The sequence below is a fragment of the Oikeobacillus pervagus genome (assembly GCF_030813365.1).
GTDB classification, from domain to species: domain Bacteria; phylum Bacillota; class Bacilli; order Bacillales; family DSM-23947; genus Oikeobacillus; species Oikeobacillus pervagus.
In genome coordinates, this window is record NZ_JAUSUC010000043.1 from 1 (window position 1) to 24,121 (window position 24,121).

The following is a 24,121-nucleotide window of genomic DNA, read 5'->3' on the forward strand; positions in this document are numbered from 1 at the left end:
TGGAGTTGAAACAAAAACTCTTCGGGAGATTAATCAGCAAGCATTTTCTGTGAAGGATGACCGTGTAAGGGGAGTTACTAAGGGTACGGGTGAAGCTCTGGGTAATAAAGAAGTAGCAGTAGGAGAAGAGATTATTGCCCAAAGGGTACTGAAAGCAGAACTTGATTTAACACCAAAACTTACACCATACAAATCTTTAAGTAGGGGTCAGCAGAAAAAAATAAAAGAAAAGATTGAAAATCGTACAGTAACAAAAGAAGAATATAAAAGATATCAATGGGATAAAAGATTTTCAAAAAGAAGAGCTGCAGGGGTTAATGAATTTTGGAAGCAAGAAAAGAAAAGGATTTTAGATGGAGAACCTACAACAAGGGATTGGACTAATGAACAGATACAAGAGATTTTAAGAGGAAAAAAACCTCAATATAATGGGCAATCAATAATTGGACATCATACTTACAATGCTATGAATTACCCACATATATGTAATAGAGGAGAATTAATTTATCCTGTAACTAGCAGGGAACATTTAAGGGGTTGGCATGGCGGAAGCTATAGTAAAAATGCACCTGGTAGACCTGTTAATCCAAATTATTTAGAAGAATTTTAATGGAAAGGAGAATAATAGATGAGTAAAATGGCAATTACAATAAGCTCTAATGGTCCATTTAGTAAATGTGTAGTACCATTAAGAAAGTACACTGGTTTAGGAATTACAGAGATAAAAAATAAAATTGAAAACAAAGATTTTTTTGCCGAAACAGATGCAAATGATATTGATGATATGGAAAATTTAAAGGGATTAGTTGATAACTTGTTGAAGTTAGGTGCGGAAGTGAAAATATTTGATAGTGATGAATACGGTGAAGGAATTTTCGATTACCAAGAAATTTCTTACGGCGAATTTATAAATAATATTGACCGGTTAAAAGAAATTATGGAAGAATTACAGGATTACGATGATGCTTTGTCTGACGAAGTTTAATTGCTCTTAATAATTATTATTTTAAAAATATATGTTAAGAGTTTGTGTTAGTAAAGCAACATAAGCGAGTGATAAAGCTCATGGTTCTAAAACGATAAATACAAAAGCACATAAGAAAAATTGATGAAAAAGAATGTATTTTTGAAGTGGATAGAAAAATATATGGTGTTTGAAAATAGATACTCCATGATGGTTGTACTATCATAGAGTGTTATGTGCAATGATAGAATAAAAAATAAAGTACGAGCTTAGGCGAGATGACATTTTACCGGGCGATAAATATAAACACATGGAATGTATATAAAACTAACGAACTCGTACAAGCTCGTAATTTTTAATGTAGTAGTTGTCACGACATATAAAAGGTGTCATACTGTTGCGATAAAACTTACAAATTTAATGCTACTTAAAAACAGATGAACTTAAAGCACTTGATTGTCAATTAAAGGCAACAAGTGCTTTTTTGCGTTTTAGCGTAGAAATTTAAAAGAGCATTATAATTCTATAAGTGCATTAAGTGTTAAATTTTTATTGTTGTTTTATAGATTGTAATGGCTATCTACAGTGTACGACGATAGTAGAGGAAAAAATAAAGGGTTGTGTTATTTTTTGAAGTCATCGTAAAGTACGCTTTAACGGATGGACGTTATGCACACGTTATCTGCAAAAAACGGGTAAACGTTACAGGGATTGTAATTGCTGTAACGGGAGAGGATTCAATATGGAAGAGAAAGTTGTTGGTTATGTACGAGTTTCAACAGAAGGACAAGTGCGTGAAGGGTATAGCTTGGCGTATCAAGTAGAAGAAATTGAACGGTACTGCACTGAAAATAAACTACAACTGCTTCACATATACGAAGATAAAGGGCTAAGCGGAGCGACAGTAGATGAAGATGGATTAACAGTTTGCGAAAGTGCAAGTGAAGCATATGTTAGACCGAGAGAACTATTATCGAGGGGTATATACATACGGGCAAATACAAGCAAATGGGAAACATCCAGCAATTATTTTATAAATTCACTTAAAAAATTAGCTTATTTTACTATACATACTACTAAAGTGATGAAAAATGGATAGGCTTGCGTACCTATGCACATCGGAGGATGAACGATGATGCGAAAAAAACTTTAGAGTCACTACGACATTATATTGGGGAGATTCAAGTACCTGTCCGTCTTCGTCAAGAAAAACTGTCTATAGGCACTGGAGATGTCTCAATCTATGGAGTTGAAACAAAAACTCTTCGGGAGATTAATCAGCAAGCATTTTCTGTGAAGGATGACCGTGTAAGGGGAGTTACTAAGGGTACGGGTAATGGTAATATAGTCAACGAAGTTAAAGAAATTGATTTTGGAAAGCACATAATAAAAGGTGAAAATGGTAAGAAACAACTACTCCCAAATACTAAGTACGTAACCAATGATAACTACAAATATACTACCGATGAACTTGGACGTATTGTAAATGTAGATGCTCCCGAACTTGTATTGAAAAAGGCTAATAGAAATAAATACGCTCAGGCAAATGTAGGGGGAAGAGACAGATTACCAGATGATGATGGCGGACATTTAATAGGAGCACAATTTAATGGTCCTCCTGATATTGATAATCTTGTACCACAAAATAGTCAAATTAATAGGAGGGGTGGAGTTTGGTACGAAATGGAGACTGAATGGGCCAATGCATTGAAAGAGGTACCACCCAAGAAAGTCTCTGTTAGTAATGAACCGATCTATTCTAATAATTCAATGCGACCAGATTCCTTTATGGTCGAATATGAAATTGAAGGCCAATTTCCAGTGATTCGCGAGATTGCAAATAAATCAGGAGGCTGATATTGATGAGTTTTGAAACAGAATTAAACGAGTTATATAAAGAAATTGCACAACAGGTTAATGATATGATTCCAACTGAATGGGATAATTTCTATTTTAATGGTGAAGTTAAGGAAGGAGAAGGAGGAGTTTTCTTCTTTTTTACGCCAAAAGGTGAGGAACAACACATTTTTTCACATTATATTCCAAAATTATATAGTGTAGATAAGAGGGCTTATAATAAAGAACTACATAAATTATTTCAACTTACTGTTGAACTCCAAAAAGTTTTTACTGATAATGACCAAGAACCTTGGTTTTCAGTGACATTAATATTAAATGATACAGGTAAATTAAACGTACATTTTGATTATACAAATTGGCATGAAAGTGAATTTGGTCCAACAGATAGAATTAAGTATTTTGAATATAAATATATAAGTCAAAACAAAGAACAGCTAGATTTTGATTTATTAGAGAGAATGAAGGAATTTAAAGAAAAGTAAACTATAAAGCACTTGGTTGCCTTTTAGGCAACAGGTGCTTTTGTTTTTGGTGAAGTAAGAACAACATGAATGAGACCAGTTTGAAATTCAAAGCTCATGAAGGTAGTACCATAATGGAGTATTGATTTAATATTTGGATTTTGCGAGAAGCACGATAACCAGACGAGATGACATTTTACATTCCAAGAGGACTTATGATACTGCAAAACACACAAACTAATGAAAATGACAAAACTCGTAATGATAAAGGGGTAACGATACAGATACATAAATCTAGTAAAAAGAAAGTGAGGATTTTTGAGTGAGACAAAAAGAAAATGATTTACATGAAAATCGAAAGCTCATGATGGTTGTACCATCAAGGAGTATCGTTTTAATACTTGGATAGTAAGAAAAGTACGATAATTAGGCGAGATGACATTTTATATGGCAGGGGTAGTTATGACAGGGAATGGCTAAAAAACTAACGAGAATGACAAAGCTCTTGGCGATAAAAGGTAGGTTACGTAAGAAGGTTACTAGTTTAGCATCAGGCAGACAAAAATTGGGTTGTATTTTTACTAGAGAGGGTCGTATAATACTCGCTATTCGTTAAAAAGCGTTACACAAATTAAAATTTATGTAACGGGAGGGTGAGAAGTTGAACGTTGTTGGGTATATACGTGTCTCGACACAAGGGCAAGCAAAAGATGGATACAGCTTGAAATATCAAGAAGATGAAATTAAAGCATATTGTGAAGAACGAGGCTTGAACTTGATACATATTTTTAGAGATGAAGGAATATTAAGTATTCCTTCTTCGCTATTATTAAAGGCAAAACAACATGTAAAAAATAGAGCCATTAAGTTAACAAAGGTAGATGAAACAAATTTTATTGTCTCTTTCGTTGATTGTAATGCAAATATAGTACAATCTACTATTCCGATAGATTATGAGAGAGCATTATTTATTGCTTTTAAAAAGGTGTACATGCTCTATCTTTTTGAACAAGAGGTAAAGAAATTATTAGAAATGGAAGAAATAAAAAGTGAGTTCTCTGATAAAGAAATAAGTATTTTTCTATCATAGTTTTTGCATATATTTGATTTATAAACCTCGCATTTTTTAAAAATTCCCATTCAGCTTTCAGAAGGAAAAGTCCATACCCATTTTAAAAGAAGAAGCGGTGACCATTAGTCGGTCGTGTATGTCGAGGTTATCAAGTTGCCTTATGTAAATTTACCCCATATTACAATCAGCCTATTAACTGTTTATGTTGCTGCAATGAGGGTGGCGAAAAATATCAATTTTTCAACAAACACAGCTTTTGAGGAGGACAGAGGGAATTGGCAGGAAGCTAGGATACCCCTGTTATTGTTTTAAAAATTATAAAATTTATAGCAGCGGATATCCCTTTAAAAATGTTGTCCACGGCAAACCTTCAACGCAGTGGTGCAAATAAATCCAGGGAATACGCTAATGTCGCGGGAAATATTCAAATACACGAAGAACTGGTGCAATTGAGCCGAAAAGAAGCGCAAATCCGCATGGGAAATGCTCAAAAGACAGTGTGAAATGATCGAATCAAGAATTTGTACAAAAGAGTAGTCGAGCTGAGGGGAGAAGACCTATCGGCGTATTTCTTCTTCTCGCAACGATAAGCCAATATCAGCTCGAAAACGGCCGTGCTCTTGTTTCATATATCTCAGTCAAAGCCTACGAAATCCGTACAGGAGCTTGGTTTTTGTGTTCCAGTCGCATTGTCGGGTGGACGGGGAACCTCCTATTGATGGCTACCCGCACAAGCCCGATAATGGAATTTCAGCAGAACATCGCAAGTTTATAAAATAGGTGATAATAGCCGGGAAATGGATTCTTTAAAGCGTATCCGTAATGGACGGAGTTGATATTTTGCATTTGTAAGGTTAAAACATAATTTTGCATCCTCTTCAAAAAAGTCAGCTAGCAATTTTGCTGTTTCTTGGTGGTAAATAAAGGCATTCACTTCAAAGTTCAATCGAAAGCTTCGGACATCTATGTTTGCCGTTCCAACCGAGCTAATTTTATTGTCAACAATGATCGTCTTTGCATGGATAAATCCGTTGTTATAAATATAAACTTTGGCTCCTGCTTCTAACATTTCGCCAAGATAGGAATAGGTAGCCCAATAGACAAACATATGATCAGGTTTGTTTGGAATCATTAAGCGAACATCTACCCCAGATAAGGCGGCAATCTTTAATGCATCAAGCAAACTCGCATCAGGTATGAAATAAGGAGTTTGAATTAAAATAGACTTTTTGGCAGATGAGATCATTTTTATATAGCCACATTTAATTTGCTCCCAATCAGAATCGGGCCCACTCGATACGATTTGCATAGGGATTTCTCCGTCATGGGAGAAGTCCGGAAAATAGTGGTCTTCGTATTGAATATCATAATGGTCGGATGCTTGGTTCCAGTCGAGAATAAAACGGGTTTGAATAGCGTGTACGGCGGTTCCTTCAATTCGAAGGTGGGTATCTCGCCAATAACCAAACTTCTTATTCAGCCCTAAATATTCATCTCCAACATTGAATCCACCTATATAACCAATTTTTCCATCGATAATAACAAGTTTCCGGTGGTTACGATAATTCAATCTCAAATTGATGAGTGGTATACGTGTTGGGAAGAATACTTCTACTTCGCCACCAGCCGCCTTTAATGGATTGAACGCTTTTTTGGAAATATTTCTTGAACCCATTTCATCGTATAAAACACGTACTCGTACACCTTCTTTGGCTTTTTCGGTTAATAAATGAAGAAGTTTTTTTCCAAGATGATCTGTTCGAAATATATAGTATTGTAAGTGAATATGGTCTTTTGCTTGAGAAATATGAGAAAAAAGAGATTCAAACTTTTCCTTTCCGTCTACAAAAATGTTTACGCTATTGTTTTCCGTTAAAACAGCACCATTATTTTTTAAATGCAAATAAATCATATCTTGGTATTCCTCAGCAGAGCGATCATAGAAGGGAAATGTTTGTTCTTTTAAAGAATCCATTTGTTTTTCGATCATTTTTTCAATCCCGATTTTCTTAATATCCGCCCAATCGAATAATCTTCGTCGACTTAAGTTTTGACCAAATATTAGATATAAAATAAAACCTAAAAAAGGGATGAAAAATAAAACCATCAACCAAGCCCAAGTAGCACTCGGGTCTTTTCTCTCCAAAAAAATGACAACGCCAGCAAATAAAAAGTTAAGGATGAACAGAGAGTTTAAAAACACTGAAAGAATATCCATGAACTAAAAACCTACTTTACGATTGTATACTTATTAATATATTACCAGTATCCAACAAACGTTTCCAATTAGAAACCCTTTTTCTTCCTTTCTCTAATGTGGGTGAAAAACTTTTCATTTTTCTTTAAAAAACTGTAACGAATTCATCATCATGAACGTCTAATTAAATAGATATAAAAAACCAATTAAATACGTTCATAAATCTAACATGCTATCTTTCATAGAAATATATGCTTGCCTTAATAAGCAGAAGGGTAAAGGGGGATGAAGATGAACGTAGATTCAATATTCGAAATAGGAGGGACAGCCATTTTAAGGACTGCCTGAAAAATCCCTTATACATAAACAACTGCAGATATGGAATAGGTATTTTAGAAAGTTTTTCTAAAAAAATTGAAACAATTATTAGATGTCAATCGTATATAAAATAAGAATCCATTTCAAAGAGGTGTCTAAAATGGGCAAAGATCATGAAAGAGTGGTAAAAGTGATTGCGAAAATCTCCCAATTAGGAGTGAAAGTAACAAAAACAAAATCACGAAACGAAGTATTTCATGCTTTAAAAGGATATCCAAGAATTGCTGACTATGTAAAATCTTAAAATATAAAATAAAAGGTAAGAAAAAACATCCGTATGAATAGGATGTTTTTTGATTATTATAATGTTTTCTTTTTCTTTTGAATGATACGATAAATAATGAAAAGAAGAAGGATGGTCACCCCACCTATAAGGGTGATGAGGGTGAAATTTTCCTCTATAAAAGGTTTCGCTTTTGCCCCTAATGCAACAACAAGTGCTGCTTCCAAGAAAAAACGTAATCCCCGGCCAATAAATGACCAAATAATAAGAACTTTAATTGGGATTTGAGCTATTCCAGAAAAAATCGTGAATACTTTATAAGGAATTGGAGTAAAGCCTGCGATTAAGATGGCTAATGCTCCATATCTTTTAAAGAGATCTTCTACTTTCGCAATTTTTTCATCAGAAATAAAATACCTTAAAATGGGGCGACCTAATTTTCTACCAATATACCAGCCTAATAATGAGCCAAATACCGATGCAAGTGTAGTATAAGATGCATATAGAAAGGCTTCTTCAGGCCGAGCAAGAGCTAAAGGCAATAGAATGACATCAGGTGGAATGGGAAAGAACGATGATTCCGTAAAGGCAACAAGGATTAACCCAAGGACCCCATATTGTAGTAGCCATTCTTCAATTTGTACAATTAATTCTGACATATATAAAGCTGCTCCTTTAGAATAATGGTTTCGACGATGATTTTCTCTCATGAAATTCAAGTTGCATAGTAAAAAGTATACCATTATTTTTTTAGAGAGTCAGTATATAACTATTTCAGTCAAACTAAAATTTCTCGGGAAATAAATCGAATTTCGTCGAGTGGGGGAGGTTTATTTTCCTACTCTTTTTGAGGAATGCAAGGGGAAAGTTCATGATGTCTTAATAAAAAACTGCCCCATGTTGGGTTGCAATCTTCATCTATAATTAGAAGAAGAAGGCCTTTCACTGAGGCAGCCGAGCTCGTTATGATATTGCTTCTGTCTTGGCCATTGTCATTTGGTGTTTAAGTGGCTGATCTTCGTCCTTTGGCTCAATCATTTCCTTTTTCCGAACTTCTATATATTTAATATGATGGTCTTCAACATCTTGAATAATAAATTCATAAAGACCATATAGAATAATATCTCCTTGGGATGGTTCATAGTTCTCCGTTAACACCCATCCTCCGATTGTATCGATATCTTCATCATCAATGTCTAAATGCAATAAATCATTCACTTCACTAACGAGTACCTTCGCATCAAGGATATAGTGATCTTCACTTAATTTCCTAATTAAAGGAACTTCATCTAGGTCAAATTCATCCCGAATTTCCCCAACGATCTCTTCAATAATATCTTCTACTGTAACAAGTCCAGATGTCCCACCATATTCATCCATTAAAATAGCCATATGAATCCGATCTTTCTGCATTTTCAGCAATAAATCGTGGATGGGAATGGAATCGATCACTCGGATAATGGGTCGAATATACTCGACTAATGTTCTATTTCGTGTTTGTTCGTCTTGACTTTGAACATAATCTGTTAAAATTTCTTTTAAATTCACAAGACCGATGATGTGATCCTTATCTCCGTCAATAATCGGATAACGGGTAAATTTTTCTTCCCGGACAGTGTTTAAAAAAGAATCGATCGTTTCATCTCTAGAAAGTGAAATAATTTCGGTACGGGGTACCATAATTTCTTTCGCAATTCTATCGTCAAATTCAAAAATTTTATTTACATATTTAAATTCAGATTGGTTAATTTCTCCGCTCTTATAGCTTTCCGAAAGAATAATTCTTAATTCTTCTTCTGTATGGGCTAAATCACTTTCTGATGCTGGTTTCAATCCGAAAAGTCCCGTGATTAATCGGGCTGCTCCATTTAATGTCCAAATAATAGGAAACATCATTCGATAGAACCAAATGAGCGGACGAGCTAACAACAGGCTTAACGTTTCGGCCTTTTGAATCGCTAATGTTTTCGGGGCTAATTCACCGACCACAACGTGTAAAAATGTAATAACGGTGAAGGCAATTCCGACAGATAGAACTTGGGTTAACGATGTTGGTATAGATAAGGTGACGAATAATGGCTTTAATAAGTTAGCCACTGCTGGTTCTCCAATCCACCCAAGGCCTAGAGCTGTAATCGTAATTCCTAATTGACAAGCAGATAAATACTCGTCAAGATGAGTGATCACCTTTTTTACAGGAATTGCTTTACTATTACCTTCTTCAATAAGTTGGTCTATTCGTGAGCTTCGAACTTTAACAATTGCAAACTCGAAAGCTACGAAAAACGCCGTTAAAGCAATTAGAATAACGACAAGAACCAGGTTGAATATGTCCAAATAAGTTTCCTTATCCCACTCATACGGTGAGTAAGGAGTCACCTCCTAGTGTTTTAAAGTTACCTGATTAATGTTCAATAACGTGTGCTTAACTTTTATTTTATCAAAAATTAGAGCGAAAATACTAGAGTTATAAGAAAAAATGGGTACAAAACAAGAATTCATCACTGCCCCATTCCATCACCCCGAATTCATTAGAATATTACTAATATTATAAAAAATGATCGAAATTCCGTCAAACAAGGAAACGATATATTGTTGATATTTTATTATAAGTTAAGGATATATATTCAAAATTTTTGATGGGAATGGGTAAATTTTTCCAGGAGTAGCGAAAATAGTTCATGAGACAGTGTGCCATTAATCCAGATATTCTACGAAGTAGCGCAAATCACCGCGGGAAATATGCATAAATTCAGGGAAATGTGCAAAAACCTAGAGAACAAGCGCAAATCCAGCTAGAAGTAGTGCAAAAGTTGTTGGGAAATAGTCAAATCACCGCGGGAAATAATCAAATCGAGTGCACCCGGCAATCCCCAAAGAGGGGAATTCGCTGGTGCAAATAATTCCTGAAGTAGCGCAAATCACCGCGGGAAATATGCATAAATTCAGGGAAATGTGCAAAAACCTAGAGAACAAGCGCAAATCCAGCCAGAAGTAGTGCAAAAGTCGTTGGGAAATAGTCAAATCCCCCTGGGAAATAATCAAATCGAGTGCACCCAGTAATCCTCAAAGAGGGGAATTTACATAAATTCGGAGGAAGTCCTATGACCCCGTAGTGTTCAAAAAGCAACATGGCCGAACAAATAAAAAAACCTCTCTTATTCCTGAGAGGTTTCCTTCATCTTCTTCACTTCAATATATAGAATATGGTGACCTTCCATTTCAGTAATTTTAAAGCGGTATGGGGGATATTCAATGATATCTCCTTGCTTCAAATCATATTTCTGTGTCAAAAGCCAACCACCGATCGTATCTACATCCTCATCTGATAAATCAGTTCCAAGTAGGTCGTTGACATCTTCAATTAACGTTTTGGCATCGAGTAAATAATGTTCTTCATTAATTTTACGAATTTCAGGGATTTCATCTGTGTCGAACTCATCTCGAATTTCCCCTACTATTTCTTCTAAAATATCTTCAACCGTCACTAATCCCGCTGTCCCCCCGTATTCATCGAGGAGGATGGCCATATGTGTCCGCTCTTTTTGCATTTTCACTAATAAGTCTTGAATCGGAATCGTTTCAATGACGCGAATGACCGGTTTAATGTATTTTACTAAAGATTGATTTTCATCGCATTGATTGGAGATGCAATCTGTTAATACTTCCTTCATATTGATGATCCCAATAATATTATCTTTATCGCCATCTGTCACCGGGTAGCGGGTGTACTTTTCAACGAGAACGGTTTCGGTCACTTGTTTCAAATTATCGGATTTGTCGAAACTAGAGATCTCAAGCCTTGGAACCATTATTTCTTTAGCTAATCGATTGTCAAATTCAAATATTTTATTGACATATTTATATTCTGACTGGTTAATTTCCCCGCTCTTATAACTTTCAGATAAAATAATTCGTAATTCTTCCTCTGAATGGGCCATTTCATGCTCGGATGTAGGTTTTAACCCAAAGAGTCCAGATGTAAATCTCGCTGCTCCATTTAATGCCCAAATAAACGGATAGGTGACGCGGTAAAAAGTGGTCAAAGGCTTGGCCACTTTTAATGTCAACGCTTCGGCCTTGTGAATAGCGAATGTCTTTGGAGCTAATTCTCCCAAAACCACGTGTATAAATGTAATCGCACTAAAAGCGATGATGAAGGATAGTGCATGAGTGATGGTTTCAGGTAGTTGTAATTGTTCAAATAATGGGGTTAACAGCACTTGAACAGTTGGTTCTCCAATCCACCCAAGACCTAATGCGGTAACTGTTATTCCGAGCTGACATGCTGATAAATACCCATCTAAATTTGTAATAATTTTTTTTGCGACGATAGCTTTTTTATTTCCTTCTCCGATGAGCTGATCAATTCGGGAAGAACGAACTTTAATGATGGCAAATTCCGACGCAACAAAAAAGGCTGTTAATGCAATTAAAATAGCGACAGAAATTAATTTTATAGCGACCAATAGCGTGTCTTACTGATGATAGTAAGACCCACACCTCCTGTAAAAAAACTTATTTTTCAATGTTTAGGGCCTTTTTAGATGAGAGAAGCGAAGGAACAAAAGGTGTCCTTCGCTATTTCATAGGTTATAGAAAGGGTAGTAATAAAACGAAACAACATCCTCTTTTAATCAAAAAGTATTTTACCATAAATGATCGGAAAAAATCATAAATAAAAACCTATTAAGGTTAACATTCCCATTCATTTTTTGTTCTACACTTATTTTTTACATTAACTGATGCAAAAACCAGGAGGCGATTGTAAAATAAATGACTAAAGAAAAAATATCATTGATCGTTGTAATGAGTGGTCCTGAGGCAACGGCTGGATCAATATTCAGTTTGTAGAGCATTAAAGGGATGACGGTTCCAGCCAAGGTTCCAATCACTAATGTGATCAAAAGGGAGAGGCTAACGACTACACCGAGGGTAGCACTTCCTTGCCAGAAAAAAGCAATAAAGAAGATCAGAATACCACAGATCATCCCTATGATAGCTCCAACCCCGAATTCACGGCCTATTAACTTAATGGATGTTTTCATATCAATATCTTTTGATGATAATCCACGGACGACGACTGCTAATGACTGCGTTCCGGTGTTCCCCGTCATCCCGGCGATCATTGGCATAAAAAAGGTTAAAGCTACTACTTTTTGCAAGGTTTCTTCAAAACTTGATATAATACTGCCTGAAACTAGTCCAATAAATAGGAGTAAAATGAGCCAGGGCAGCCTTCTAAAAGCTGCGACAACGGCCTTTGTATCGAAGTCAATCGCTTTACCAGCGGCAGATAATTTTTCAATATCTTCATTGGCTTCTTGAATGACAACATCAAGGATATCATCAAACGTGACAATCCCAACAAGGATGTCATCCTCATCTACGACAGGGATCGCCAGGAAATCATATCGTTCAATTAAACGGGCAATTTCTTCTTGGTCAGTGTAAACCGAGACTGAGATAACCCTCGCATACATCACACTGTCAATTCGTTCATTTATATCAGCTAACAATAAGTCGCGATAGGAAACAACCCCGACGAGTTTGTGATGTTCATCGATGACATATAGATAGTTAATCGTTTCCGCATAATCGGCGAATGTTTTCAGTTTGTCGACCGCTTCTCTCACGGAATAATAATTACGAATCCAGACGAATCTATTGGTCATGAGACGTCCAGCCGTTTCCGGTGGATAGGTCATCATGGTTTCAACAATGGAAAACTCTTCTTCCTTCATCCCTGATAAAAACTGCTTCATTTTTTCCGGAGACATATCATCCAAAAGGGAGGCTAGGTCATCATTGTCCATGTCATCCAATACTTTACTGGATTTTTCTTTTCCAAGTTTTTTGATCAATTCCAATTGGGTATCGTGTTCTAACTCCTGAATGACATCGGTTAGGATGGGAATGCTTAAATTTAGCAGAAACCTACTTTTATGTTTATCTGGCAAGTTATTGTATATAAGTGCCATATCATAAGGATGTAGTTCATCAATGATTTTTTGGAGTTCTTTCTTTTTTCCCTCTTTGAGCGCTTTGATCACAAGAAGGGTTATTTGATCTTCTGTTAAGTTTTGGAACATGAGCATCCCCTCCCTTTTTTGGTTCTTTATTTCGTTAGGAGTGCCTTGAATCATAGTCATAGAAAGGCAAATTCTTTCATCGTTAAAAAACTTATATAACTGTTTATATTTTACTATAGAAGTTTAATACAGAATGAAAAAATCAACAAACATTTTTTGAATTTGTTTTTTGCCGATCTGTCCATATGAATAGGATAGGCGAATACTTTCATTATAAATGGATTTCATAGTATCATAAAGTAAGACCATGTGTTCTTTCTTTCTTTTTAATGGGAAAATGGTCTAGTGAAAAAAATAGGGACTGTTTTCTTCATATTAACATACGTCTTCAAGCTTTATTTTGTTAAAATAGATATATTAAGCATGAAACATGCATGTTGTTCAAGGGATGATAGGATTCGGAGGGTTTAACATTGAAAGGTAGCGGGAGTAAAGAAATTATTTATATTCATTTAAATATAGCCTCTCAGTATACGATGTCTTTCGGAATTGTGTTCCGTGACTTCGTAAAAAGTCTTAGTACAGATTTAAACAATGTGCTGCTTCTCAAACACCAATTTGATGACAGCGACTTTAACATGCATACACTCCTTGATTATGTTGAGAAGGAGAATATCCACCAACTATTAAAGGAGGACGTATATGAATATGGAGATTTTTGTTGGATGGACTTTGAAGATACGGATGGTTTAAATGAACTAGAGGCACAAGAGATTGCTGAGTTGCTCTACCTTGGTCATAGCAAACAGCATTTACGGGAACCTTTTTACAGTAAGTTAAATAATCAATATGTGTATCTTTCTCATGATGATGGATGGTTTAATAAAATATATTATCGCTATATTCAGGATTTTTATCACATACTTGGTAATATCGTTGCTTTAAAATTAAGCCGTTTGAAAAGTGAGAAGGCATTTTTCTATTTGAAAAAAGGAAAGGACTTTCCGTCTGTCCCGACAGATATTATTGCTTCTTTCAAAGAAAAAATGAAAGAGGGAATGGTCATTTCTCTTTCCAAAGCGGTTCAAACTAGAACGAGAGTTGAAATTCCTGTATGGGTAGTGGGAGATTATGTGAATATGGATGAAATGTATGATGATTATACAAGTCATCTTTCCCAGCCACCATCAGGTCAAATTGTATTTGATAAAAAAACACGTGAATGGAGCACAGTTTTTCGCTAATTCTGAATTTATAAAAAAGGGAGCTGCCTTGAGTGTTGCTTAAGGATAGCTCCCTTTCTGTTTTTATTACACCAAATAAAAAAGATAGCTGCAATCTATGCGACTATCTTTTTTATACTTTGTCTCTTTTCTATTCTTAGGCAGTGGTAATCAATCTAAGCTAAGGATTTTTTGCTAAACCGATCCACAATAGCAGTAATTGCACCGTCACCTGTTACATTACAGGCTGTTCCAAAACTATCTTGAGCAAGATAAAGGGCAATCATTAAGGAAACCATTGTTGCATCGAAGCCGAGCATTGTTTTTAATAAACCTAATGCCGCCATAACTGCTCCACCCGGAACACCGGGAGCTGCGATCATCGTAATTCCAAGCATGAGAATAAAAGGAAAGAGTGCTTGAAAACTAAGTGGCTTGTCTTGTAGCATCATCACGGCCATTGAGCAACTAACAAGGGTAATGGTACTTCCTGATAAGTGAATGGTTGCTAATAATGGTACAGAGAAATCAGCCACACGGTCTTTTATGCCTAATGATTTAGCCTGTTCTAAAGTGACAGGTATACTTGAAGCTGATGATTGTGTACCTAAAGCGGTAAAGTACGCTGGCATCATCTTTCTAAGCATGGAAGCTGGATTTTGCTTTCGTAATGAACCAGCTACACTGTATTGTATAACTAAATAAATGAGATGAAGACAAATGATCATCACAAATACTTTGGCAAATACACTCATGATGGCGCTAACTTGCCCACCTTGTGTCATATTCGCGAAAATCCCGAAAATATGTAATGGTAGTAGGGGGATAATGATTTTTTCAATCACTAGTGTGATGATTTGTTGAAATTCATCCATCACCTTCTGCAATGCATCCCCTTTGATCGCTGCTAAACCGAGCCCGATCGTGAAAGCAAGTAATAAAGCGGTCATGACCCCCATGATTGGCTCCATTTCCACCTTGAAAAAAGGTTTCAGCAAAGCTTTTTCTGGGTCATTAAATGCTTTAGTAGTTTGGTTGACTAGTAAGGATGGGTATAAGCTCTTAGCTGTAATAAAGGCGATCAAGCCTGCTACTACGGTTGAAAGATAAGCAATGATGGTCGTAACTCCTAATAATTTTCCCGCTCCCTTGCCTAAAGCCCCTATTCCTGGTGCGATAAATCCGATAATAATAAGTGGAATGGCAAAAGATAAGAAATTACCAAACAATCCATTAAATGTTGCAAATATCTTTATAGCCCAGGCCGGTAAGATGGATCCTAATATTATCCCGGCGGCAATTGCGATAATAATTCTGGGCAATAACCCGAAGCGTTTCATGATGCGTCCTCCTAAAATGAACAATTGTTTTCTGTATGTGGAAATTATACCGTTAAAAGCAGGAATAGTTAAGATGAAAACTAAAATCCAGAAAATTAAATTTTTTTAAACTACTAAATAAAGGGCTCATAGAATCATATATTTAGTGTGAAAACAACGTTATGCTTTTAATTGAAAGAGAAATGTTCTTTTTCTTTATGGTAGAAATGATAAAATAGAGACATCTTTTCATAGAGTACTATTGACTTTTATGGATTTGATTCCTTAATTTAGGATAAAAATAATGACATGAATGATGGAGGTTCTTTCTTATGAGAACGAAAATTTGTTTATTATATGGTGGTAAGTCTGCCGAACACCAAGTTTCATTGCAAACAGCAAGGGCCGTGATTGAAGCGCTAGACTTAGAAAAGTTTGAAATTCACCCTATCTACATTACAACAGAGGGAAATTGGATAAAGGGCGCCCAAATCGAGACGAAAGTAGATGATGTGAAGAATCTGCAGTTTTCAAATGGAAAGTCAATGGCTCCCAATGCGATGATTTCATTAGAAGACCAGGGATCTGGAGCATATGATGTGATTTTCCCGCTATTGCATGGTCCTAATGGGGAGGATGGAACCGTCCAAGGGATGCTTGAAGTTTTAAATCTACCGTATGTTGGAAACGGGGTATTAGCATCATCTGCTGGAATGGATAAGGTCATTATGAAGAATATTTTTGCTCAAGCAGGGCTCGCTCAGGTCGGCTATGTTTCATTTATTCGAAGTGCTTGGGAAAAGAACAGAGAAGCGGCCTATTCTAAAGTAGAAGAAACATTAGGGTATCCATGCTTTGTAAAGCCAGCTAACTTAGGTTCAAGTGTGGGGATCAGTAAGTGTAGCGATCGCGAACAACTTGAAATGGCTTTTGTTGAGGCATTTCAATTTGATCGGAAAATCATTGTGGAAGAAGGCGTTATAGCGCAGGAAATTGAAATTGGTGTGCTAGGAAATGATGATCCACAATGCTCCGTTGCGGGTGAAATCGTTCCTAAGAAGGAATTTTATGATTATAAAGCTAAATATGAAGATGGGAATACAGCCCTTATTATTCCTGCAGATATATCAAATGCGAAATATGAAGAGATGAAAGAAATGGCGATCTCAGCTTTTCAGGCATTAGATTGTTCTGGACTTGTTCGCGCAGACTTTTTCTTAACGAAAGATGGTCAAGTGCTTATCAATGAAGTGAATACGATGCCTGGCTTTACGCCGTTTAGTATGTTTCCACTTTTATGGAAACATACTGGAGTGGAATATCCGCAATTAATTGAAAAGCTGATCGAATTAGGCAAAGAACGTTTCAGTGAAAAGCAAAATATTAGACATACATTCTAATTTCACTTAGATATATGAAAGCATAAAAGAAGAGAATCAAGGCGCGGGAACCTGCGCCTTGATTAGAAAATGGATGAAAAGGAGGAGAAAAAGGGAATGATACAAAAGACACTACAACAAATCACAGATATGATGGATTGTGAGACGAACTCAACCTTTTCCAATGTGACGATAGAAGGCGTATGTATTGACTCAAGAAAGGTCGAGCAAGGGAATTTATTTATTCCTTTTAAGGGGGAAAATGTAGATGGTCATCAATATGTACGGGGAGCGATTGAAAAAGGTGCGGCTGCTTCCCTTTGGCAAAAAGATGTCCCGAACCCCCCTAATGACTTACCGATTTTAATCGTGGATGATCCTCTCGTAGCTTTGCAACAATTAGCGAGAGCCTATCGTGAACAATTACATATTAAAATAGTTGGTGTAACAGGAAGTAATGGAAAAACAACGACAAAAGATATGATCACAAACTTACTTTCTACACAATATTCTGTACAAAAAACAGAAGGTAATTATAATAATCATATCGGTTTGCCCCTCACCATCTTATCTTTAAAGCAGGATACAGAAGTCGCTGTATTGGAAATGGGAATGAGTGCAAAAGGTGAAATTGACTTTCTAACGAAGCTTGCTCGTCCTGATATTGCTGTGATTACCAATATCGGTGAAGCTCATTTGCAAGATCTTGGCTCACGTGAAGCCATTGCAGAGGCCAAATTGGAAATTACCAATGGACTGCATGAGAACGGGCTAATTGTGTACTTTGGAGATGAACCCCTTTTAACCCGCTCATTAGCAAGGGAAAACCGTTTTCGCATCTGTACATTTGGGTACTCAGATCAGAACACTCTTTACCCAGTGAATATCCACCAGTCTCATGATGGAAGTGTGTTTTCTATTTGTGGACTTGATAACGTACAATTTGAGCTTCCCGTATTAGGAAAACATAATGTATTAAATGCATTGGCAGCCATGTTAGTTGCAAATGAGTTAGATGTTTCTTTTGAAAGCATGAAAGAAAGTTTGCGTCATGTTGAACTGACGAAGATGAGAATGGAGATTATTGAAGGGCAGAAAGGCGAACGTATTATTAACGATGCCTATAATGCAAGTCCGACATCGATGAAAGCAGCGATTGAACTGATCACCTATCTTGAAGGATTTGAGGAAAAAATAGTCGTATTGGGAGACATGCTAGAACTTGGTCCAGATGAAAAAATATTTCATGAAGAAGTTGGGAAAAGCATGAATGCTGAAAAAATAGAGTATGTCTTTACATACGGGCCTTTAGGTGAGCACATTGCTCGAGGGGCTTTAACGGTCTTTCCTAAAGATCGAGTATTCTCTTTCCGTGACAAACAGAAACTAATAGACCAATTACGATCCGTTATTACAGGAAAGGAAATTATTTTAGTGAAAGCATCAAGAGGGATGAAATTAGAGGAAGTAGTTCAATCATTAAAAGGCTAGGTTAAATAGCAGGGGGTCCCCTTGTAAATGAAGCTGGAAAAGGGTTTAGTTTATGAAGAGATCAATATAGCAGTGGTTTTTGAAAAATTGTGGACTGGTGATAAGTATGATTGGTTGTCTTTGCTTACATGGATTTACAGGAGCACCTTATGAAGTGGAACCTCTTGCGAATTATTTATCCAACCACACGGATTGGAAGGTGGCCGTTCCGACATTGCCTGGACATGGAGAACAGCTGTCCTTACGAGGAATCAAGAAAAATGATTGGATCGGTTATGCGGAAGCACAGAGCTTAAGCAATTGCTAAAGCAATGCGAAGAAGTATATGTCATTGGCTTTTCAATGGGAGGATTAATTGCAGCATATCTTGCTACACATTATCCTGTTCGAAAGCTTGTGTTATTAAGCGCAGCAGCCCAATATATTAATACGAAACAATTATTAGTGGATATACGTGAAATGGTGAAGGATTTTCAAAAGGGATCTTTACAGGAAAATGAATTATTTAGACGATATCGAACAAAATTCACATTAACCCCCATATCCGCTACAATAGAATTTAGAAAAGTCGTCACAGAGGTACGCCCTTTGTTAAAGCAAATTACGATTCCAACGTTGATTGCTCAAGGACTAGCTGATGGAATCGTTCCACCGAAAAGTGCGGAGTATCTTTATAAACGTATTCCATCTCGGGAGAAGCAACTGATCTATTTTGCGGATGCCAAACATCATATTTGTTACACAGAAAACCGTGAAGTTCTTTTCCGAAAGGTTTTTTCCTTTTTGCAAAAAACAAAGGAAAGACATGAAACCGGACATTGAATTTTCAATGCCAAAATGGTAATATTACCGTAATATGGATAGTTAAAATTACTCTTCTATGAAGAGTAATTTTTTATTTTAATCCATGATAGGTAAGCAGTAGAATTGTAAAATGAGCAAACCATCTTCATTTTATAAAGGCTTTACCTGGCTTCAGGAGCAGTTATGATGGGTGATTTCAAAGTGATCTTTGGTTTAACTGTTCATTAAGTTGCTTATATGTTCAACTTTGCAAAGGAGGCTGGGGAAACGAATGGATGTTTTTTCTTTTATAAAGTTGAACCTCTCCTTTTTTTAAATAATCTTAAGAATCTAGTCTTTATGAAAATGTCAGATGGGGATAGAAGGAGTAGAGATGTATTGACAAAATTTATGGATTTAGGACTTAGTCCAACCATTCTGAAATCGATCGACCAAATGGGATTTGAGGAAGCGACCCCTATTCAAGCGGCAACGATTCCAGAAAGTTTAAAAGGAAAAGATTTAATCGGGCAAGCTCAAACAGGAACGGGAAAAACTGCTGCATTCGGAATACCGTTACTTGAAAAAATTAATACAAAAAGTGGTTCCATTCAAGGATTAATCATTGCTCCTACACGTGAATTGGCCATTCAAGTATCAGAGGAATTATACAAAATTGGTAGTCATAAACGAGTGCGTGTCTTAGCTGTATTTGGTGGACAAGATATCCATCGACAAATTCGCGCATTGAAAAACAGACCTCATATTATTGTTGGAACTCCCGGTCGGATTTTGGATCATATTAATCGCCGTACATTGAAATTAGAATATTTACAGACCCTCGTGTTAGATGAAGCAGATGAGATGTTAAATATGGGCTTTATTCAAGATATTGAAGCCATTCTTTCTCATGTTCCTAAAGAACGGCAAACATTATTATTCTCAGCTACAATGCCTGCTCCGATTAAAGCAATTGCGGAGAAATTTATGAACAATCCAGAAATGATTGCAGTCAAAGCGAAGGAAATGACCGTTCCATTAATTGAGCAATTTTTTATTAAAGCTCAAGAACGTGAAAAATTTGACCTTTTATCTAGACTTCTAGATGTTCAATCACCTGAACTTGCGATTGTCTTCGGAAGAACAAAACGCCGGGTTGATGAGCTTTCAAGAGCTTTAAATATACGTGGATATTCGGCAGAGGGAATTCATGGGGATCTAAGCCAGGCAAAACGGATTTCTGTTTTACGTAAATTTAAAGAGGGAAAAATCGATGTCTTAGTGGCAACAGATGTAGCGGCCCGTGGATTAGATATTTCGGGTGTAACCCATGTGTATAACTACGACATTCCACAAGATCCTGAAAGCTATGTTCACCGGATTGGCCGAACAGGACGTGCGGGGAATGAAGGAATGGCCATTACATTCGTCGCTCCTCGCGAAATGGGCTATTTAAGAGAGGTTGAGCAAACAACGAAGAGAAGAATGACTCCGATGCGTCCGCCAACTTGGACAGATGCTCTCATTGGACAACAAAAGGCAGCAAAATCCGATTTAGAAGAATGCATACAAAATGCTGATTTAGATCGTTATAATGACTTGGCGGAAGAGTTACTTGAGAAACATTCTGCGAATGATCTCGTACGAGCAGCCCTTAAATTATTGACGAAAGAGCCTAATCGTACACCTGTTTATATTTCCGAAGAAGGTGCGCTACCTCCGAAGAAGAAAAATTACCGCAAATCGGATTCAAAAAATCATCGCAAGTATCAAGGAAATAGAAGGTCATCACAATCTCACTCATCACGTATGGGGAATAGAAGACATCCTTCTTCTTCAAAATCAAGATAAAATGTAACGATACAAAAGGGAGTATTGGGGTCGGCCAATGCTCTTTTTTTGTTGTTAAGGCAACTTTAAAATTTAGAACTGTGTATCACCTTTTAACAAATGTTGTCCGCGGTAAGCCTTCAGCGCCTATCGTCTAGCGAATTTCTGCGTTTTTTCCCTACGATAAGCCAACATCAGCTCGTGGAATCTTCCTCTCGTTTCCATTATCTCAGTTGAAGCTTGCGAAATCCGTACGCCGATAGACAAGTCGCTTCCGCATTTGTTTTTCAGTATTAAGATATAGTTTTTTGAAACAAAAAGGGGAAAAGGTACGTATGAGTATTAAGGGCATTTTTAATGAATGGTAGTAAAGAGTTGAATCTAGGTGGTGAAAAGCGTGAGTGTAGAGCCCAAAAAGAGAATTTCAGAGAAAGCTTTAAAAGTTTGGAAAATAAATGGAATGATTAATTCCCTTATTACATGGATTGTGCTGATTGGGTTAGGAGTCATGGTCTATTTTTTTAAATGGCCGACGTGGATTTATGCGGTGGAAGCAGCAATTGGTCTTGTCGTTACTTTACTTTCCATCGTGATTTTTCCAAAAATACGTTGGAAGCGATGGAGATATGAAGTTCGTGAACAGGAGATCGAATTACAAAGAGGGGTATTCATTATTAAGAGAACATTAGTCCCAATGGTACGCGTTCAACATGTCGATACCGAACAAGGTCCGATCTTAGGGAAGTTTCACTTAGCGACGGTGAAGATTTCAACTGCGGCAACCGTCCACGAAATTCCGGCCATTGAAGTTTCGGAAGCAGATGAATTGCGTAATTATATATCAACGTTAGCGAGGGTGGCAGAAGATGATGTCTAATCCGAAAAGGCTCCATCCAGTCGCCGCAGTTTCCACCTTTTTGAAAGAGCTTAAAGATCTTATTTTCCCATTTATTATTTTAATGATCGTAGGAAAAGGTGGGAAAGGACCAACAGATATATGGGATTATCTTCCATATATCACCGCGACAGCCGTCATTGGTTTTATCTTTTTTTCCGGAATCATTAGATGGTTGCGATTTACATATCGAGTAGAGGAAGAGGAACTTAGAATTGAATATGGTTTATTTGTAAAGAAAAAAAGATATATTCCTTTTGAACGAATCCAAAGTTTAAATTTTTCAGAGGGGATTTTACAGCGCATTTTTGGGTTGGTTAAGGTAAAAGTAGAAACGGCAGGGTCTTCCTTGGGGGAGGCAGAAGCGGAATTAACAGCAATATCTAAAGAGGAAGCAAAGAACTTGGAAGAAATTATTGCAAGTTCCAAACGAAAAGAATCTAAAGAGCAAGAACTTAATATCCAAGAAGAGCAGGCAAAAGCACCTCAAGAGGTTCTTTATAAAGCAGCTTTTTCCGACCTCTTGATCATGGGGGTGACTTCTGGTGGAGCAGGAGTCGTTATTGCAGCTATCCTTGCTTTTCTATCACAATTTCAGGAGTTAATTCCTTATGAAAAAATCTTTCATGAGTTAGAGCATGTAGTGAAAAATGGAATTGTCTTTGTCATCGTTCTTGTAGTCTTAGCTTTAATCGTTGCTTGGGGAATTGCGGTCATCGGGATGCTCCTCAAATATGCGAACTTCACATTAAAAAAAGTAGACGAGGATCTTATTATTACCCGAGGATTGATTGAGAAACGTCAAATTACTGTACCCCTTAAGCGGATTCAAGGGGTCACCATGATCGAAAATCTGATTCGCCAACCTTTCGGATATGCAACCGTTCAAATTGAAAGTGCGGGCGGTTCGATTACAGATACGGATAGTGCAAGTGTCATTATTTTGCCTCTTATTAAAAAAAGCGAAATCAAAGGAATATTAAAAGATATTGTTCCAGAATATGAATTTAATCTTGCCTATTCTTCATTACCGAAAGTGGCTCTTACAAGATATATTTTTCGCCAACTGTTACTCGTAATTGTACCGATTGTTGTCATTAGCTGGCTATTATGGCCATATGGTCTTTGGTCAATTTTATTATTAATCCCTATGGCTTTACTGGGGTACTGGAGATACAAAGATGCAGGATGGAATATATGTGGGAATCAATTGTCATTAAAATTTCGGCTGTTTTCTAAACAAACGATGATCTTAAAAAAGAACCGAATTCAAGCGATGGAATATTCACAGAGCTGGTGGCAACGTAGAAAAAATATTGTGAGTTTAAAAGCGACAATTAAATCAGGTGGATTAGGAAAGACAGGAAGAGTCGTCGATATAGACAAGCAAGCTGCCTTGAAGATCGCGGAGTGGTTTAAACCGACAGACAAAGTTCATCGGCCGAATAAGGAAGTAGAAATAGAGCCATCAGAATAAACGCTGGTGGTTCTTCTTTTGTTTTCTCCTAATTCTTTGCGAATCCTTGACCTATTGGGATTTCTTCCTTTGAAGGCTCAGTGACTTGGCAACCCCGATTTGCTTATTTCCCCCATGAATTTGCTTATTTCCCAGCGATATTTGCACTGTTTCCAGGTGGAATTGCGCTAGTTCTCAGAGCATTTGCTTATTTCCCTAAATATATGCGTATTTCCCGCGCTTATTTGCACTACTTCATGGAATCTTTGCACATTGGGATTACTCTTTTAGGGGGACAGCCAGGCAACCCCGATTTGCTTATTTCCCTCATGTATTTGCTTATTTCCGAGCGATATTTGCACTGTTTCCAGGCGGAATTGCGCTAGTTCTCGGGACAATTGCTTATTTCCCTAAAAATATGCGTATTTCCCGCGCTTATTTGCACTACTTCATGAAATTTCTTCACATTGGGATTACTCTTTTAGGGGGACAGCCAGGCAACCCCGATTTGCTTATTTCCCTCATGTATTTGCTTATTTCCGAGCGATATTTGCACTG

18 protein-coding genes and 3 pseudogenes are annotated in these 24,121 nt (G+C 36.8%); 15 read left to right on the forward strand and 6 right to left on the reverse strand.

Annotation, left to right across the window (positions count from 1 at the left end):
• From J2S13_RS13480 to J2S13_RS13505, 6 genes and pseudogenes are all read left to right on the forward strand, one after another.
• Positions 1-610, forward strand: a pseudogene (locus tag J2S13_RS13480) (WXG100 family type VII secretion target); the annotation flags it as partial.
• Between the two features lie 18 nt (positions 611-628).
• The gene (locus J2S13_RS13485) at positions 629-985 is read left to right on the forward strand and encodes a hypothetical protein (protein ID WP_000041340.1); all 357 of its coding nucleotides are present in this window, start codon (positions 629-631) and stop codon (positions 983-985) included.
• A 721-nt stretch (positions 986-1,706) separates the two neighbouring features.
• A pseudogene (locus J2S13_RS13490) lies at positions 1,707-1,892 on the forward strand (recombinase family protein); the annotation flags it as partial.
• A gap of 197 nt (positions 1,893-2,089) precedes the next feature.
• Complete coding sequence (locus tag J2S13_RS13495) at positions 2,090-2,821, forward strand: DNA/RNA non-specific endonuclease (protein ID WP_307258302.1); 732 nt, start codon at positions 2,090-2,092, stop codon at positions 2,819-2,821.
• A gap of 5 nt (positions 2,822-2,826) precedes the next feature.
• Positions 2,827-3,306 (forward strand): immunity protein YezG family protein, encoded by a 480-nt coding sequence (locus J2S13_RS13500; protein ID WP_307258303.1) that lies wholly within the window; start codon positions 2,827-2,829, stop codon positions 3,304-3,306.
• A 640-nt stretch (positions 3,307-3,946) separates the two neighbouring features.
• Positions 3,947-4,090 (forward strand): annotated as a pseudogene (locus J2S13_RS13505) (recombinase family protein); the annotation flags it as partial.
• 1,036 nt (positions 4,091-5,126) lie between these two features.
• On the opposite strand, the gene cls reads toward J2S13_RS13505, so the two are convergent.
• The gene (gene cls, locus J2S13_RS13510) at positions 5,127-6,575 is read right to left on the reverse strand and encodes a cardiolipin synthase (RefSeq protein WP_307258304.1); all 1,449 of its coding nucleotides are present in this window, start codon (positions 6,573-6,575) and stop codon (positions 5,127-5,129) included.
• A gap of 457 nt (positions 6,576-7,032) precedes the next feature.
• Here cls and J2S13_RS13515 point away from each other — a divergent pair, with 457 nt between their 5' ends.
• Positions 7,033-7,176 carry an Lmo0850 family protein gene (locus tag J2S13_RS13515; protein WP_307258305.1) on the forward strand — a complete coding sequence of 48 codons (144 nt, stop codon included), beginning with the start codon at positions 7,033-7,035 and terminating at the stop codon, positions 7,174-7,176.
• A 56-nt stretch (positions 7,177-7,232) separates the two neighbouring features.
• Here the strand turns inward: J2S13_RS13515 and J2S13_RS13520 are convergent, their stop codons facing one another.
• From J2S13_RS13520 to mgtE, 4 genes are all read right to left on the reverse strand, one after another.
• Entirely contained in the window at positions 7,233-7,814 is a 582-nt protein-coding gene (locus J2S13_RS13520; protein ID WP_307258306.1) for a YqaA family protein, read from the reverse strand.
• A gap of 304 nt (positions 7,815-8,118) precedes the next feature.
• The gene (locus tag J2S13_RS13525) at positions 8,119-9,492 is read right to left on the reverse strand and encodes a hemolysin family protein (protein WP_307258308.1); all 1,374 of its coding nucleotides are present in this window, start codon (positions 9,490-9,492) and stop codon (positions 8,119-8,121) included.
• A gap of 821 nt (positions 9,493-10,313) precedes the next feature.
• Positions 10,314-11,624: a hemolysin family protein gene (locus J2S13_RS13530; RefSeq protein ID WP_307258309.1), complete on the reverse strand. Its 1,311-nt coding sequence runs from the start codon at positions 11,622-11,624 to the stop codon at positions 10,314-10,316.
• Between the two features lie 264 nt (positions 11,625-11,888).
• Complete coding sequence (mgtE, locus tag J2S13_RS13535; protein WP_307258311.1) at positions 11,889-13,247, reverse strand: magnesium transporter; 1,359 nt, start codon at positions 13,245-13,247, stop codon at positions 11,889-11,891.
• Between the two features lie 413 nt (positions 13,248-13,660).
• Here mgtE and J2S13_RS13540 point away from each other — a divergent pair, with 413 nt between their 5' ends.
• Positions 13,661-14,431 (forward strand): hypothetical protein, encoded by a 771-nt coding sequence (locus J2S13_RS13540; RefSeq protein ID WP_307258312.1) that lies wholly within the window; start codon positions 13,661-13,663, stop codon positions 14,429-14,431.
• A gap of 155 nt (positions 14,432-14,586) precedes the next feature.
• On the opposite strand, the gene J2S13_RS13545 is transcribed toward J2S13_RS13540, so the two are convergent.
• A complete protein-coding gene (locus tag J2S13_RS13545; RefSeq protein ID WP_307258314.1) occupies positions 14,587-15,750 on the reverse strand; it encodes a dicarboxylate/amino acid:cation symporter in 1,164 nt (387 codons plus the stop codon).
• A 311-nt stretch (positions 15,751-16,061) separates the two neighbouring features.
• Here J2S13_RS13545 and J2S13_RS13550 point away from each other — a divergent pair, with 311 nt between their 5' ends.
• From J2S13_RS13550 to J2S13_RS13580, 7 genes are all read left to right on the forward strand, one after another.
• Positions 16,062-17,129: a D-alanine--D-alanine ligase gene (locus J2S13_RS13550; RefSeq protein WP_307258315.1), complete on the forward strand. Its 1,068-nt coding sequence runs from the start codon at positions 16,062-16,064 to the stop codon at positions 17,127-17,129.
• Between the two features lie 96 nt (positions 17,130-17,225).
• Entirely contained in the window at positions 17,226-18,599 is a 1,374-nt protein-coding gene (locus tag J2S13_RS13555; RefSeq protein ID WP_307258316.1) for a UDP-N-acetylmuramoyl-tripeptide--D-alanyl-D-alanine ligase, read from the forward strand.
• Positions 18,600-18,705: 106 nt separating this feature from the next.
• Positions 18,706-18,906, forward strand: a complete 201-nt coding sequence (locus J2S13_RS13560; RefSeq protein ID WP_307258317.1) for an alpha/beta hydrolase — start codon at positions 18,706-18,708, stop codon at positions 18,904-18,906.
• Positions 18,900-19,421 carry an alpha/beta hydrolase gene (locus J2S13_RS13565; protein ID WP_307258318.1) on the forward strand — a complete coding sequence of 174 codons (522 nt, stop codon included), beginning with the start codon at positions 18,900-18,902 and terminating at the stop codon, positions 19,419-19,421. Before J2S13_RS13560 ends, J2S13_RS13565 begins: the two co-directional genes overlap by 7 nt.
• A 360-nt stretch (positions 19,422-19,781) precedes the next feature.
• The gene (gene cshA / locus J2S13_RS13570) at positions 19,782-21,233 is read left to right on the forward strand and encodes a degradosome RNA helicase CshA (RefSeq protein WP_307258319.1); all 1,452 of its coding nucleotides are present in this window, start codon (positions 19,782-19,784) and stop codon (positions 21,231-21,233) included.
• Positions 21,234-21,609: 376 nt separating this feature from the next.
• Positions 21,610-22,089: a PH domain-containing protein gene (locus J2S13_RS13575; RefSeq protein ID WP_307258320.1), complete on the forward strand. Its 480-nt coding sequence runs from the start codon at positions 21,610-21,612 to the stop codon at positions 22,087-22,089.
• Positions 22,082-23,584 carry a PH domain-containing protein gene (locus J2S13_RS13580; protein ID WP_307258321.1) on the forward strand — a complete coding sequence of 501 codons (1,503 nt, stop codon included), beginning with the start codon at positions 22,082-22,084 and terminating at the stop codon, positions 23,582-23,584. The genes J2S13_RS13575 and J2S13_RS13580 overlap by 8 nt, the downstream gene beginning before the upstream one ends.
• Positions 23,585-24,121 lie beyond the last annotated feature (537 nt).

What these genes read in the sequence shown, in the direction of transcription:
- cls (WP_307258304.1), bottom strand. Translation starts at nt 6,575, where the DNA reads ATGGATATTCTTTCAGTGTTTTTAAACTCTCTGTTCATCCTTAACTTT.
- J2S13_RS13495 (WP_307258302.1), top strand. Translation starts at nt 2,090, where the DNA reads ATGAACGATGATGCGAAAAAAACTTTAGAGTCACTACGACATTATATT.
- J2S13_RS13555 (WP_307258316.1), top strand. Translation starts at nt 17,226, where the DNA reads ATGATACAAAAGACACTACAACAAATCACAGATATGATGGATTGTGAG.
- J2S13_RS13545 (WP_307258314.1), bottom strand. Translation starts at nt 15,750, where the DNA reads ATGAAACGCTTCGGGTTATTGCCCAGAATTATTATCGCAATTGCCGCC.
- J2S13_RS13550 (WP_307258315.1), top strand. Translation starts at nt 16,062, where the DNA reads ATGAGAACGAAAATTTGTTTATTATATGGTGGTAAGTCTGCCGAACAC.
- J2S13_RS13485 (WP_000041340.1), top strand. Translation starts at nt 629, where the DNA reads ATGAGTAAAATGGCAATTACAATAAGCTCTAATGGTCCATTTAGTAAA.
- J2S13_RS13500 (WP_307258303.1), top strand. Translation starts at nt 2,827, where the DNA reads ATGAGTTTTGAAACAGAATTAAACGAGTTATATAAAGAAATTGCACAA.
- J2S13_RS13560 (WP_307258317.1), top strand. Translation starts at nt 18,706, where the DNA reads ATGATTGGTTGTCTTTGCTTACATGGATTTACAGGAGCACCTTATGAA.
- J2S13_RS13520 (WP_307258306.1), bottom strand. Translation starts at nt 7,814, where the DNA reads ATGTCAGAATTAATTGTACAAATTGAAGAATGGCTACTACAATATGGG.
- J2S13_RS13515 (WP_307258305.1), top strand. Translation starts at nt 7,033, where the DNA reads ATGGGCAAAGATCATGAAAGAGTGGTAAAAGTGATTGCGAAAATCTCC.
- J2S13_RS13580 (WP_307258321.1), top strand. Translation starts at nt 22,082, where the DNA reads ATGTCTAATCCGAAAAGGCTCCATCCAGTCGCCGCAGTTTCCACCTTT.
- mgtE (WP_307258311.1), bottom strand. Translation starts at nt 13,247, where the DNA reads ATGTTCCAAAACTTAACAGAAGATCAAATAACCCTTCTTGTGATCAAA.